A 13,449-nucleotide genomic window follows, 5' to 3' on the forward strand; every position below is an offset into this window, starting at 1 on the left:
CTACGTCCGTGCCATAGTCTCGCCATCATGGTTTCCAGGACGTTGCGCGGTGATGGCGCATGAGCGACGTCCTGGCGATGGCCGGGGTCACCGTCGTCCGCGGCGGTTCGACCCTGCTGGAAGACGTGACCTGGGAGGTCAGCGAGGGGGAGCGCTGGGTCGTGCTCGGCCCGAACGGGGCCGGCAAGACCACGCTGCTGCAGATCGCGGCCGCCCGGATGCATCCCACCCACGGCGTCGCCGGCGTGCTCGGCGAGGTGCTCGGCGCGGTCGACGTGTTCGAGCTGCGCCCGCGGGTCGGCCTGGCCAGCTCGTCGCTGTCCGAACGGATCCCGGGCGGCGAGCGGGTCGGCGACGTGGTGGTCACCGCGTCGTACAGCGTGACCGGTCGGTGGATCGAGCAGTACGACGCACTGGACCACGGCCGCGCCGCGCAGCTGCTGGACACCCTTGGTGTCGGTCACCTCGCGGACCGCACCTTCGGCACGCTGAGCGAGGGCGAGCGCAAGCGGGTGCAGATCGCCCGGGCGCTGATGACCGACCCCGAGCTGATGCTGCTCGACGAGCCTGCGGCCGGGCTCGACCTCGGCGGGCGCGAGGACCTCGTGCGCCGGCTGGGCGTGATCGCCGAGGACATCTACGCGCCGGCTCTTGTGCTGGTCACCCACCACGTCGAGGAGATCCCGCCGAACTTCACCGACGTGCTGCTGCTGCGCGGTGGACGGGTCGTGGCCGCCGGCCCGCTGGAGGTCACTCTGACCCAGGAGAACCTCGAGCAGACGTTCGGGCTGGCGCTGGTGCTGGAGCGGCACGGCGACCGCTGGACGGCGCGGGCCCGCTAGCCGCGGCAATCCGCGCTGTCCGCGGCCACGAACCCCGGGCATGAGCAACCCGAAGGTCTCCGCCAGCAGGATTCGCGAGCACGTGCAGCGGCTCGGCGAGAAGTACCCGCCGATCCCTCTGGACTCGGCGGACTTCACCGTGCGCGATCCGCGGGGGGTCCGCGAGCGCTTCGCCGATGTGCTGTCCTACATGGCGCGGGTCGAGATGGAGGTCGAGCGCAACGTGCTCGAGCTGGCCGTCATGCTGCCCGGCTCGCCGGAGACCGACCTGGTGTTCGCCAACGACGTCTGGGGGCCGCAGGAGGAGCACCACGGTGCGCTGCTCGACGAGCTGAGCCAGCAGATCGGGCTGGCGCCCACGCAGGCCGACCTGGACACGATCAGCCCGAAGGTGCGGCTGCTCGGCGCTCTGGCGCACCTGCGGCCGATGCACGAGATCATCCGGCTGCTCTACTACTTCACCGGCGCAGCCACCGAGCGCTCGGCGACCATCGCCTACCAGGCGCTCAGCCAGGGCCTGGCCACGATGGGCGAGGACGCCGTCAAGCGCACCGTGATCGACGCGATCAAGGCGCAGGAGCCGGGTCACTTCGCCTTCTACCGGATGAGCGCGACGCACCTCGTGCAGTCCGGTGCGCTGGCACCCTGGCAGCTGCAGCTCACCCGCTTCCTGCGCTCACGCACCTTCGGGCTGGTCGGCGCCGGGACCATCGAGCAGCAGGCGGACTACGGCGCGCTGATCGTCGAGATGGACCTGGAGCAGCAGATCGAGCACCACGTGCGGGACATCGCTCGGGTCGAGGCGCACCTGCTGTGGGCGAACGACCAGGGGATGTCGGTGCCCGGTTACGCGCTCAAGGCTTTTCGGGACGCCGCCCACCTCTATCGCGAGCGCGCGGCCCGGGACACGAATCTCGTCACCGCGGCCTGACCACGACCTCAGGTCAGAGGTAGTCGAGCCGGATCTGCTGCTGGACGGACAGCACCAGCTCCACGTACCAGTCCGCGTGGTTGTACCGGTACAAGGCGGCGCGCACCCCGGACGGCGACCCGGCCCCACCGCTGCACAGGTAGTGCGCAGCGGTGAAGACCGCGTCGGCGGGGGAGTAGGGGTCGAGCCGGCCGTCGTGGTCGCCGTCCACCGAGTAGGCGTCGAAGGTGGCCGGCATGAACTGCATCGGCCCCACCGCGCCCGCCGAGCTGACCCCGGCGTTGCGGCCGTGCCCGCTCTCCACCTGCCCCACCGCCGCCAGCAGCGTCCAGTCCATCCCGGTGCAGGTCGCAGCGGCGGCCCGGTAGAGCCGGAAGTACTCCGCGGGCGGCGCCTGGGCCCTGGCCGCGCCGATGGCTGCGTCCTGTCCCATGCGGGCCGCGGCGCGGGCGGCGGCGAGCGCCCGCGACGCCTGCTCGGCCTCGGTCATCGACCGAGCCGTCGCGCTGAGCGCGTCCAGCGTGTGCTGCGCCTGATCCAGCAGCTCCTGCACCTGTCCCGCCTGACGGGTGAGGTCGGCCGCGGTGACCACGGCGGCGTCCGCCGCGCGGCCCTGAGCGTCGGCGACGTCGGCGAGGTGGTCAGCGCTCTGCTGCGCCTCGTCGGCCAGTGCCGAGGTGGAGGACAGCACGCGGTCCACGCTGATCAACCTGGTCGCCAGGTCCGCCATGCTGTGCGACTCGAACACGGAGTTCAGCAGCCCGGCCTGGCCACCGCTGAGGTAGAGCGCCCGGGCCGAGGCCCCGGCTCGGTCCTGCGCCGCGTCGGCCTCGGCCTGGGCATCGGCGCGCTCGCCGTCCGCGGTCAGGTACTCGCTGACCTGGCCCCCGACCCCGCTCAGGGCGTCCTCGTAGGCGCGGCGGGCCACCGCCAGCCTCAGCTCGATGCTTTGCACCTGGGCGGCCGCGTCCCTTGCCTGCCGACGGGCACCGGCGGCGTCCTCTGCGTGCGCGGGTACTGCCGACGTCCAGTTCAGCGCGACGCACGCGCACGAGGCGGCCACCCGCCAGGTCCACCTGGCGGCACGAGCAGGTCGTCCGCCGGTGTCCACGGCGCACTATCGGCCAGGACGCTGGTCGACTTGATCGTCGCGTGGGAGGGTGAGCCGCCCGGCGGAACCAAGGCACGCAGCCGGACGTCAAGACTGCGGGGGACGGGTGCACTCGTCCGCTCGGGAGAGGGTGGAGGCATGGACTGGCTGACCGAGTACCCGGCGCTGAGCTGGGTCGGCCTGGCACTCCTGCTGGGCGCCATCGAGGTCGCCACGCTGGACCTGATCTTCATCATGCTCGCGCTGGGTGCGCTGGGTGCCGCGGTCGCTGCGGCTCTGGGTGCGGGCTTCGCGGTCCAGGTCATCGTCTTCGCGGTCGTCGCGATGCTGCTGCTCGGCGTGCTGCGTCCGATGGCGCTGCGCCGGCTGCGGGCCGGCGACCCGATCCTGACCGGTGCGGCGGCCATGGTCGGCCGACACGCGCTGGTCGTCGAGACCGTCACCGAGACCGGGGGGCGGATCAAGCTGCACGGCGAGATCTGGTCAGCCCGCACCAAGCGCAAGGGGCCGCCCGAGGCGATCCTGCCCGGTGTGGACGTCACCGTGCTCGAGATCCAAGGGGCGACCGCGATCGTGGCCGCCGAGGAACCAGAATCGGAGAGCCCCTCGTGAATACCGGGCAGATCGTCGTCTTGGTGGTCCTGGCACTGCTGCTGCTGTTCGTGGTCATCGTGATCGCGCGGACCATCCGGGTGGTCTCGCAGGCCACCGCGATCATCATCGAGCGGCTGGGCCGGTACTCACGCACCCTGGAGGCGGGGCTGCACCTGCTGATCCCCTTCATCGACAAGCCTCGGGCGAACGTGGACCTGCGCGAGCAGGTCGTGTCCTTCCCCCCGCAGCCGGTGATCACCTCGGACAACCTCGTGGTCAGCATCGACACGGTCATCTACTTCCAGGTCACCGACCCGAAGTCCGCGGTGTACGAGATCGCCAACTACATCCAGGGCATCGAGCAGCTCACCGTCACCACGCTGCGCAACGTGATCGGCTCGCTCGACCTCGAGCAGACGCTGACCAGCCGCGACCAGATCAACGGCCAGCTGCGTGGCGTCCTGGACGAGGCGACCGGCAAGTGGGGGATCCGGGTCAACCGGGTCGAGCTCAAGGCGATCGACCCGCCGGCTTCGGTGCAGGACTCGATGGAGAAGCAGATGCGCGCCGAGCGCGACCGGCGCGCCACGATCCTGACCGCCGAGGGTGTCAAGCAGGCGCAGATCCTGACGGCCGAGGGGGAGAAGCAGTCCAACATCCTGCGCGCCGAAGGCACTGCGCAGGCCGCGATCCTGAACGCGGCGGGTGAGTCTCGAGCGATCCAGCAGGTGTTCGACGCGATCCACCGCGGGAACCCGGACCAGAAGCTGCTGGCCTACCAGTACCTGCAGATGCTGCCGCAGATCGCACGGGGCGACTCGAACAAGCTCTGGATCGTGCCGAGCGAGCTCGGCGAGGCGCTCAAGGGCATCGGCGGGATCCTGGGACGGCTCCAGCCGGAGCCGGACGGCCCGGGGACGCCGTCCGGAACCGCGACGACCGAGCCGCCTCCGCCGGCCGACCTGCCGTTCGAGACCCCGGTGCTGCAGGATCCCAACGAGGCGCTGGCCCAGGCCAGGCGCGAGGCGGCCGGCGCCAGCGCGGAGGCGGAGGGCGCCGCGACGGCGGGCATCCAGCCCGGTCCGATGCCGAGCCGGTCGGCTTCCCAGCCGGGGCTCCTCGGCGACGTCGAGGACATGCCGGAGCCGACCATCCCACCTGCGCCGCCGGCCAGACCGCAGCCCGGACCGGACGACGAGCAGACCCCTCCGCGCGGCTGACCGCCCGCTCGCCTAGGGTCGGGCGGTGCCCTGGTACGAGATGCTCGCGATCTTCGCCGCGGGCGTGGCGGCAGGCACGATCAACACGATCGTCGGCTCCGGCAGCCTGATCACGTTCCCGACCCTGCTCGCGTTCGGCTTCCCACCGGTCACCGCGAACGTGTCGAACAACATCGGGCTGGTGCCCGGTGGGGTGTCGGGCACCTGGGGCTACCGGCGCGAGCTGTCCGGGCAGGGCCGACTGGTGAGGGCGCTGGCCCCGATGTCGCTGCTCGGCTCGGTGGCCGGGGCTTTGCTGCTGCTGCGGCTGCCGGCGGCGGCGTTCAAGGCGATCGTCCCGGTGCTGCTGGCCATCGCCATCGTGCTCGTGCTGCTGCAGCCACGCATGCAGGCCCGGGTCGCAGCCCGGCATGCGGATCCCGAACGCTCGCAGCCGTGGTGGAACCGGGCCTTGCTGATGGGGGGCACGTTCGGCGCGGGCGCCTACGGCGGCTACTTCGGCGCTGCGCAAGGGGTGCTGCTGATGGGCCTGCTCGGCTCGCTGGTGCCGGAGGACCTGCAGCGGCTGAACGCGGTGAAGAACCTGCTGGCGCTGATCGTGAACACGGTCGCCGCGGTGACGTTCCTGCTGGTGGCTCGTGAGCACATCGACGTGGCGATCGTGCTGCTGATCGCTGCGGGCTCGCTGCTGGGCGGGGTGCTGGGTTCGCGCTACGGACGTCGGCTGCCGCCGCGTGCGTTGCGCGCGGTGATCGTGGGGGTCGGCGTCGTGGCCATCGTGAAGGTGGTGACGACCGGGTGAGCGTGCACCGGATCGAGGACCCGACCGACCCTCGGGTGAGCGACTACACCAGCCTGACGGACGTCGCGCTCCGCCGGCTTCGTGAGCCGGAGCAGGGGCTGTACCTGGCCGAGAGCGAGAAGGTCATCCGGCGGGCGCTGGCCGCGGGGCACCGGCCGCGGTCGTACCTGATGGCGCCGCGCTGGCTCGACGACCTGGCCGACCTCGTCGACGCGGCCGACCGGGACGGCGTCCCGGTCTACGTCGGCGAGCCCGCGGTGCTGGAGGCGCTCACCGGCTTCCACCTGCACCGCGGCGCGATCGCCGCCATGCATCGACCCGTCCTGCCCGACGTCCAGGACGTCGTGCGCGGTGCGCGACGGGTCGCGGTCCTCGAGGACGTGGTCGACCACACGAACGTCGGGGCCATGTTCCGTTCGGCCGCGGCCCTCGGCGTCGACGCGGTCCTGGTCACGCCGAGGTGCGCCGACCCGCTCTACCGGCGCAGTGTGCGCGTCTCGATGGGCACGGTTTTCCAGGTGCCGTGGACCAGGCTCCCGCAGTGGCCGGAGGGCATCCAGACCCTGCGGGACAACGGGTTCACGGTGGCAGCGCTGGCGCTGCAGGACGACTCCGTCCCGCTCGACGAGCTGGCCGCCGACCCGCCGCAACGACTGGCCCTGGTGCTCGGCACCGAAGGTCACGGTCTGGCGGCCGCGACGGTGGCGGCGTCCGACGTGGTGGTGCGGATCCCGATGGGCGGCGCGGTGGACTCGCTCAACGTCGCAGCGGCCAGCGCGGTGGCCTTCTGGGCCTTGCGCATCCCCGGCTAGCGGGCGAGTCCGTCGACGACGCTGGCGCCGGGCAGCAGAGCCAGGTCGCTGCCGGGCAGCTGGATCTTGCTGCGCCGCAGCCCGGAGCCGACCACCACCTCGCCCGCTACGGTGACGGCCGCGTCGACCAGCAGCAGCCAGCCGGCCGGCAGCCCGATCGGCGTGATGCCGCCGTACTCCATCGAGGTCAGCTCGACCGCCCGCTCCATCGGCAGGAATGAGGCCTTGCGCACGTCCAGGGCACGCCGGACGACGCCGTTCACGTCGGCCCGGGTGGTGGCCAGCACGACGCAGGCCGCGATGCGCTCGACGCCGTCGCGCCGGCCGCCGACCACGACGCAGTTCGCGGACCGCTCCAGCGGCACGCCGTACGCCTCGACGAACGCTGCGGTGTCGGCCAGGTCGGGGTCGATCGGTGCCACCGCAACCCCACCGGCGTGCTCCCAGCCGTGCAGCGCGTCGGCTACCGGGGTGGCCAGCAGGTCGGAGCGCGAAAGCGCAGGGCGGTGCAGGTCGAGGGCAGCGGAGGTCATGGCGGCACGCTAGCGCCGTGCGGGACTTTGCGTAGTGGCGATGGATGTCGGTGCCGTGACATAGCATTGATGCCCGCGCCAGCCACCGCTGTCACGTGACCGGGGAGGACCACCGAGTGAGCGACCTGAGCGGGGATCGGGCTGCCGAGCAGTCCCACCTCGACGTCGTCTACGCACGCCTGGACGAGATCATCGAGGCGGCCCAGTTCCAGCTCACGGCGATCCGCCGGACGGGCTCGGTCGGCACGCCGCAGGCCAGGTCGGAGCGGGACGCGATGTCCACCACGCTGGAGTACCGCATCGCCCAGCTGCGCGCGGTTCAGGACCGATTGTGCTTCGGCCGGCTGGACCTGCGGGGCGGCGAGCGGCACCACATCGGCCGGATCGGGCTCAGCGACGACCGGCAGGACAAGCTCCTGGTGGACTGGCGAGCCCCGGTCGCTGCGCCGTTCTACCAGGCCACTCCGGCTGCACCGGGGGACGTCGTCCGACGACGGCACCTGACCACGTCCGGGCGCGAGGTCGTCCACCTGGACGACGAGGTGCTCGACCTGTCGGCCATCGACGAGGGCGAGCGGGCCACGCTGCAGGGCGAGGGCGCGCTGATGGCCGCGGTCCGGGCCCCCCGCACCGGTCGGATGGGCGACATCGTCGCGACGATCCAGGCCGAGCAGGACCAGATCGTCCGGGACGAGCTGGCCGGCGTCCTCGTCGTCCAGGGCGGGCCGGGAACCGGCAAGACCGCGGTCGCGCTGCACCGCGCGGCCTACCTGCTGTTCACCTACCGCCAGCGGCTCGAGCGTTCGGGCGTACTGGTGGTCGGCCCGGGGCCGCTGTTCCTGCGGTACATCGAGCAGGTGCTGCCCTCGCTGGGCGAGTCCGGTGTCGTGATGGCCACGCCCGGCTCGCTCTTCCCGGGGGTGGAGGCCAGCAGGGACGACGACGACGCGGTCAGCAGAGTCAAGGGCGACCTGCGCATGGTGGACGTGCTCGCCAACGCCGTGCGGGACCGCCAGCGCCTTCCTGACGAGGACGTGCAGCTCTCCGTCGGCTCGCACCGGATCCTGTTGACCCGGTCCGCCGTGGCGACGGCCCGTACCCGAGCCCGCTCGACCGGGGCACCGCACAACGCGGCCCGGGTCACCTTCGTCAAGGACATGCTGCGGCACCTGGCCGGCCAGCTCGCCCAGCAGATGGGTCAGACCCTCAGCGACGACCTGCGTCAGGAGCTGGACGCCGATCTCCGGGACTCCCGCGACGTCCGGGTCAACCTGAACCTGTTGTGGATGCCGCTGACCCCGCAACGGTTCCTGCAGGACCTGTTCGCCACGCCGGTCCGGCTGGCGTCTGCGGCCACCAACCTGACCGACCGCGAGCGCGAGCTGCTCGAACGCGATCGCGAGCAGCCGTTCACGTTGTCCGACGTCCCGCTCCTGGACGAGGTCGCCGAGCTCGTCGGGGACGACGGCGAGGCCGCCCGGGCGCAGGACCGGCTGCGGTCCGTCGAGCGTGCCGCCGAGCTCGAGTACGCCAAGGACGTCCTGGGCATGACCGGACTGGTCTCGCCGGACCTACCCGGGTTCGGCGCTGAGATGCTGGCTGACCAGTTCGCTGCGCTGGGTCCGGCGATGAGCGTGGCCGAGCGGGCCGAGTCGGACCGGTCCTGGGTGTACGGCCACCTCGTGGTCGACGAGGCGCAGGAGCTCAGCCCGATGATGTGGCGGCTGCTGGCGCGGCGCTGCCCGGCACGGTCCTGGACCGTGGTGGGCGATCTCGCACAGCGCGGCTCCGCTGCGGGTGCGGCGTCCTGGCGCGAGGCGCTGGACCCAGTCGTGTACGGCCGCTGGCGTGAGCGCCAGCTCAGCGTGAGCTACCGGACGCCGGGTCGGGTGCTGGCCGTCGCGGACGCCATGGCCCGGGCCAACGACCTGCCGGTGACGGTGGTGCAGTCGGTCCGTGAGGGCGAGGTCGACCCCGCCGTGCGCCAGCGCGAGCCGGGTGACGCCCGGGCCGTCGCCGACGTGGTGGCTTCGCTGCTGACCGCGTCGGAGGAGGGCACGATCGCCGTGGTCGCCCCGGCCGGTGAGGTCGCCGACCTGGGGGCGGCGCTGGAGGCGCGCTGGCCGGGCCAGGTCGGCAACGCCTCGCGTGCCGCGCTCTCGGTCAGGGTGAGCGTGCTGGCACCCGAGCAGGTCAAAGGTCTGGAGTTCGACGACGTCGTGGTCGTCGAGCCGGCGGCCGTGGTGGCGCAGTCCCGGCGCGGGCTAAGCGACCTGTACGTCGCGCTGTCCCGGCCCACCCGACGGCTGGTCGTGGTGCACAGCGAGCCGCTGCCCGCGGGCATGGACGGGCTCGTCCGCTGGTAACCCCTGTGCGTGCCGTCGGCCCGCGACGTAGCGTGAGGCTGTGACAGCCCTTCCCGGTGATGGTCCGGACCGCCCGCGCACGCTCGGCGAGCTGCGCGCGAGCGGTCACCAGCTGCGTTCGGTCAAGGAGGAGATCCGACACAACCTGCTGGCCCTGATGCGCGAGGACGCCCCTCGCTTCGAGGGCATCGTCGGCTTCGACCTCACGGTCCTGCCCGAGCTGGAACGGGCGCTGCTGGCCGGCCACGATCTGGTGCTGCTGGGCGAGCGCGGCCAGGGCAAGACCCGGCTGATCCGCTCGCTGGTGGCGCTGCTCGACGAGTGGACGCCGGTGATCGAGGGGGCCGAGCTCGGCGAGCACCCGTACGACCCGATCACTCCGGCGTCCCGGCGGCGGGCCGCCGAGCTGGGTGACGACCTGCCGGTCGCGTGGCGGCACCGGTCGCTGCGCTACAGCGAGAAGCTGGCCACCCCGGACACCAGCGTCGGCGACCTGATCGGCGACGTCGACCCGGTGCGCGTCGCGCAGGGTCGGACCCTCGGCGACCCGGAGACGATCCACTACGGCCTGGTGCCACGCACGCACCGCGGCATCTTCGCGGTCAACGAGCTGCCCGACCTCGCCGAGCGGATCCAGGTCTCGCTGCTGAACGTGCTCGAGGAGCGCGACGTGCAGGTCCGCGGCTACCAGCTGCGGCTAACGCTGGACCTGCTGCTGGTGGCCAGCGCCAACCCGGAGGACTACACCAACCGCGGCCGCATCATCACTCCGTTGAAGGACCGCTTCGGCGCCGAGATCCGCACCCACTACCCGCTCGACCTGGACGACGAGATCGCCCTGGTCCGGCAGGAGGCCAAGCTCGTCGCGGAGCTGCCCGAGCACGTCCTGGAGGTGATCGGCCGCTTCACCCGGGACGTTCGCGAGTCCCCGTCGGTGGACGCCCGGTCCGGGGTGTCGGCGCGCTTCGCCGTCGCCGGCGCCGAGACGGTGTCAGCGGCCGCACTGCGGCGCGGCGCGCTGCGCGGCGAGGTGGACCCGGTGGCCCGGGTCGGCGACGCCGAGTCGATCGTGGGCACCTTGCGCGGAAAGGTGGAGTTCGAGAGCGGCGAGGAGGGCCGCGAGGTCGAGGTCCTGGCCCACCTGCTGCGGCTGGCGGTCGCCGAGACGTTCCGCGCCCGGACGGCCGGGCTGGACCTGTCCGGCTTCGTCGCGCTGGTGGAGGACGGCGAGAGCATCGAGACCGGTGAGCTGGTGACGTCCGCCGAGGTGCTCCAGCAGGTCGGCACCGTGCCGGGGCTCGCCAAGGTGCTGGACCGGCTGGGCCTGGACGGCGCACCGAGTGCCGGCCAGGCCGCGTCCGCGGTCGAGCTCGTGCTCGAGGGGCTGCACCTGACCAGACGGCTGGCGAAGACCACCCTGGACGACGGCCGCACGGTGTACGGGGGCTGAGGGCACGTGCCGCGACAGTCCGGACGGCGCAGCCGGTACGGCGCGTGGGAGGGCGGGCCGGACCCGCTCGCCCCGCCGTACGACGTCCGGGCAGCGGTGGACGCCCTGGGCGAGGAGGTGCTGGCCGGGGCCAGTCTGCGGGATGCGTTGCGCGACCTGCTCCGTCGCGGTCCGGCGGGCCAGCGCGGGCAGGGCTTGGACGACCTGCACGAGCGTGCCCGCCGGCAGCGCCGGGACGCGCTGCGCCGCGGGCGGCTGGACGGCACCATCACCCGCGCGCAGGCGCTGCTGGACCAGGCGCTGGCGGCCGAGCGAGAGGCCCTGGCGGGACGCGACGACGAGGACGCGCGGTTCGCCGAGGCCCAGCTGGACGCGCTGCCCCGCTCGACGGCGCGTGCCGTGCAGGAGCTCTCCGACTACGACTGGACCAGCGACGAAGCGCGGGCGGACTACCAGAGGATCCTGGACGAGCTGCGCGAGGACGTCCTGGGACAGCGCTTCGAGGGGATGCGCCAGGCGCTGCAGGGTGCCGACCCGGGGAACGACCCGCAGGCAGCTGCAGCGCTGCGCGCGATGCTCACGGACCTCAACGAGCTGCTCGGTCAGCACGCGCGGGGCGAGGACACGACGGACAGCTTCGCCGAGTTCATGAGCCAGCACGGCGAGTTCTTCCCCGAGCAGCCCCAGGACGTCGACGAGCTGGTCGACCTGCTGGCCCGCCGGGCGGCGGCGGGGGAGCGGTTGATGCGTTCGCTGAGCCCGGCCCAGCGCGCGGAGCTCGCCGGCCTGATGGAGCAGGCGCTTGGTCAGGCTGGGGTGGCCGAGCAGATGGCCGCACTGTCGGAGAACCTGCGCGCGCTGCGACCGGACCTTTCCTGGGGCCGGGGTGAGCGGGGTCGCGGTGAGCAGCCGCTCGGCTACGGCGAGGCCACCGGTGCGCTGGCCGAGGTGGCCGAGCTGGACGAGCTGCTGGACCAGCTCGGGCAGGAGCACCCGGGCGCGACGCTGGACGACGTGGACGTCGAGGCGGTCGAGCGCCAGCTGGGTCGGGGGGCCGCCGACGACGTGCGCCGGCTACGCGAGCTCGAGCGCGAACTGCGTCGTCAGGGCTGGCTGACCGGGAGCGCGGCCGAGACGGTACTCAGCCCGAAGGCGTTGCGGCGCCTGGGGTCGACCGCGCTGGGGCGCGTCTTCGACCGGTTGGACTCCGCCTCCCGCGGACGGCACGACCTGCGGTCGGCGGGTGCGTCCGGCGAGGCGACCGGTGCCTCCAGGGCCTGGGAGTTCGGCGACGAGCAACCACTGGACGTCGTGCGCACCGTGTCGAACGCGGTCCGCCGCAGCGCGAGCCTCGGCGGCGGCCCGATCAGCCTGGACGTGCAGGACTTCGAGGTGGTGGAGACGGAGCGCCGCGCGGGCGCCGCGGTCGCGCTGTGCGTCGACATGTCGTTCTCGATGGTCGCCGAGGGCCGCTGGGGGCCGATGAAGCAGACCGCGCTGGCGCTGTCCCACCTGGTGGCCACCCGGTTCCCGCAGGACGCGCTGCAGATCATCGGGTTCGGCCGGTACGCGCTGCCGTTGACCTCGGGTGAGCTCGCCGCCGCCGAGCCGGACTTCGTGCAGGGCACCAACCTCCAGCACGCCCTGCAGCTGGCGCGTCGACACCTGCGCAAGCACAGCGACGGCGACCCGGTGGTGCTGGTCGTGACCGACGGCGAGCCGACCGCCCACCTGCTGGCGGACGGCGAGGCGGCCTTCGCCTGGCCGCCGCGTCCCGAGACGCTTCGGGCGACGATCGCTGAGATCGACCTGCTGACCCGCTACGGCGCGGTGCTGAACGTGTTCATGCTCGGCGAGGACCTCGGGCTACGCCGGTTCGTGGACGCGATGGCTCGACGCAGCGGCGGGCGGGTGTTCACGCCGTCCGCGCACGATCTGGGTCAGTACGTGGTGAGCGACTACCTTCGAGCCCGCAGAGGGCGGCGCTCAGCCGGCTGAGCGTCGGGGAGCACCCGGCGTCCACCTTGACCGTGACCAGGTCGTCGCCCCGAGTCGGACCACGGTTCACCAGGACGACCGGGATGGCCTCACGTGCGGCCCGGCGGACGAACCGCAGCCCCGACTGCACGGTCAGCGAGGTTCCGGCGACCAGCAGCACGTCCGCGCCCTCCACCATCGCGTAGCTGCGCTCGACCCGGTCCTTGGGCACGTTGGCGCCGAAGAACACCACGTGCGGCATCAGGGCGCCGCGACAGACCAGGCACGAGGCCAGCCGGAAGTGCTCGACGTCCAGCACCTCGGCATCACCGTCCGGTGCGATGCGGGCGTCGACGCCGGCCCCGAAACCGGGGTTGTGCTCGGTCAGTCGCTCGTGCAGCGTGGCCCGCGAGGTGATCTCGTCGCAGCGCAGGCACACCACCTCGTCGATCCGGCCGTGCAGGTCGATGACGGTGCGGCTGCCGGCGGCTCCGTGCAGGCCGTCCACGTTCTGGGTGATCAGCCCAGCCACCGCGCCTGAGCGCTCCAGCCGAGCCAGCGCCAGGTGGCCCTCGTTCGGCTGCGCCTGCCGCATGCGTGCCCAGCCGACGTGGCTGCGCGCCCAGTAGCGCTGCTGAGCGGCCGGCCCGGACACGAACTCCTGGTGGGTCATCGGCTGACGCGGCACTGCGGACGGCCCGCGGTAGTCGGGGATGCCGGAGTCGGTCGACAGGCCCGCCCCGGTCAGGACGACTACCCGTCGACCGGCTAGCAGGTCGAACGCAGCTCGCAGGTCGTGCACCCGAGCAGC

Annotated in this window: 12 protein-coding genes; 9 read left to right on the plus strand and 3 right to left on the minus strand. The window is 72.6% G+C overall.

Annotated elements, in window-relative coordinates; genetic code table 11:
• The first annotated feature begins 59 nt into the window (after nucleotides 1–59).
• On the plus strand, nucleotides 60–842 hold the full coding sequence (locus tag ACPPVT_RS11050; protein WP_426560179.1) for an ABC transporter ATP-binding protein: 783 nt from the start codon (nucleotides 60–62) through the stop codon (nucleotides 840–842).
• 40 nt (nucleotides 843–882) lie between these two features.
• Nucleotides 883–1,773 carry a GTP-binding protein LepA gene (locus ACPPVT_RS11055; RefSeq protein ID WP_426560181.1) on the plus strand — a complete coding sequence of 297 codons (891 nt, stop codon included), beginning with the start codon at nucleotides 883–885 and terminating at the stop codon, nucleotides 1,771–1,773.
• Nucleotides 1,774–1,786: 13 nt separating this feature from the next.
• Here the strand turns inward: ACPPVT_RS11055 and ACPPVT_RS11060 are convergent, their stop codons facing one another.
• Nucleotides 1,787–2,884 carry a lytic murein transglycosylase gene (locus tag ACPPVT_RS11060; protein WP_426560183.1) on the minus strand — a complete coding sequence of 366 codons (1,098 nt, stop codon included), beginning with the start codon at nucleotides 2,882–2,884 and terminating at the stop codon, nucleotides 1,787–1,789.
• A 138-nt stretch (nucleotides 2,885–3,022) separates the two neighbouring features.
• Here ACPPVT_RS11060 and ACPPVT_RS11065 point away from each other — a divergent pair, with 138 nt between their 5' ends.
• The 4 genes from ACPPVT_RS11065 to ACPPVT_RS11080 are packed head-to-tail and all read left to right on the plus strand — an operon-like array spanning nucleotide 3,023 to nucleotide 6,312.
• Complete coding sequence (locus ACPPVT_RS11065) at nucleotides 3,023–3,496, plus strand: NfeD family protein (protein ID WP_426560185.1); 474 nt, start codon at nucleotides 3,023–3,025, stop codon at nucleotides 3,494–3,496.
• A complete protein-coding gene (locus tag ACPPVT_RS11070) occupies nucleotides 3,493–4,698 on the plus strand; it encodes an SPFH domain-containing protein (RefSeq protein WP_426560187.1) in 1,206 nt (401 codons plus the stop codon). The genes ACPPVT_RS11065 and ACPPVT_RS11070 overlap by 4 nt, the downstream gene beginning before the upstream one ends.
• Before the next feature lie 40 nt (nucleotides 4,699–4,738).
• The gene (locus ACPPVT_RS11075) at nucleotides 4,739–5,500 is read left to right on the plus strand and encodes a sulfite exporter TauE/SafE family protein (protein WP_426567126.1); all 762 of its coding nucleotides are present in this window, start codon (nucleotides 4,739–4,741) and stop codon (nucleotides 5,498–5,500) included.
• Complete coding sequence (locus ACPPVT_RS11080; protein ID WP_426560189.1) at nucleotides 5,497–6,312, plus strand: TrmH family RNA methyltransferase; 816 nt, start codon at nucleotides 5,497–5,499, stop codon at nucleotides 6,310–6,312. The genes ACPPVT_RS11075 and ACPPVT_RS11080 overlap by 4 nt, the downstream gene beginning before the upstream one ends.
• On the opposite strand, the gene ACPPVT_RS11085 is transcribed toward ACPPVT_RS11080, so the two are convergent.
• A complete protein-coding gene (locus ACPPVT_RS11085; protein ID WP_426560191.1) occupies nucleotides 6,309–6,845 on the minus strand; it encodes a YbaK/EbsC family protein in 537 nt (178 codons plus the stop codon). The two genes, ACPPVT_RS11080 and ACPPVT_RS11085, sit on opposite strands and share 4 nt — an antisense overlap.
• Nucleotides 6,846–6,961: 116 nt before the next feature.
• Between ACPPVT_RS11085 and ACPPVT_RS11090 the strand changes: the two genes are divergently transcribed.
• Genes ACPPVT_RS11090 through ACPPVT_RS11100 form a run of 3 tightly spaced genes read left to right on the plus strand, consistent with a single transcriptional unit; the run spans nucleotide 6,962 to nucleotide 12,659 of the window.
• On the plus strand, nucleotides 6,962–9,211 hold the full coding sequence (locus tag ACPPVT_RS11090) for a HelD family protein (protein WP_426560193.1): 2,250 nt from the start codon (nucleotides 6,962–6,964) through the stop codon (nucleotides 9,209–9,211).
• A gap of 40 nt (nucleotides 9,212–9,251) precedes the next feature.
• Nucleotides 9,252–10,661 (plus strand): sigma 54-interacting transcriptional regulator, encoded by a 1,410-nt coding sequence (locus tag ACPPVT_RS11095; RefSeq protein ID WP_426560195.1) that lies wholly within the window; start codon nucleotides 9,252–9,254, stop codon nucleotides 10,659–10,661.
• 6 nt (nucleotides 10,662–10,667) lie between these two features.
• Entirely contained in the window at nucleotides 10,668–12,659 is a 1,992-nt protein-coding gene (locus ACPPVT_RS11100) for a vWA domain-containing protein (protein ID WP_426560197.1), read from the plus strand.
• Here ACPPVT_RS11100 and ACPPVT_RS11105 read toward each other — a convergent pair.
• Nucleotides 12,577–13,440 (minus strand): NAD-dependent protein deacetylase, encoded by an 864-nt coding sequence (locus ACPPVT_RS11105; protein WP_426560199.1) that lies wholly within the window; start codon nucleotides 13,438–13,440, stop codon nucleotides 12,577–12,579. The genes ACPPVT_RS11100 and ACPPVT_RS11105 overlap by 83 nt on opposite strands.
• Nucleotides 13,441–13,449 lie beyond the last annotated feature (9 nt).

Source organism: Angustibacter sp. McL0619, assembly GCF_049994355.1.
Taxonomy (GTDB): Bacteria; Actinomycetota; Actinomycetes; order Actinomycetales; family Angustibacteraceae; genus Angustibacter.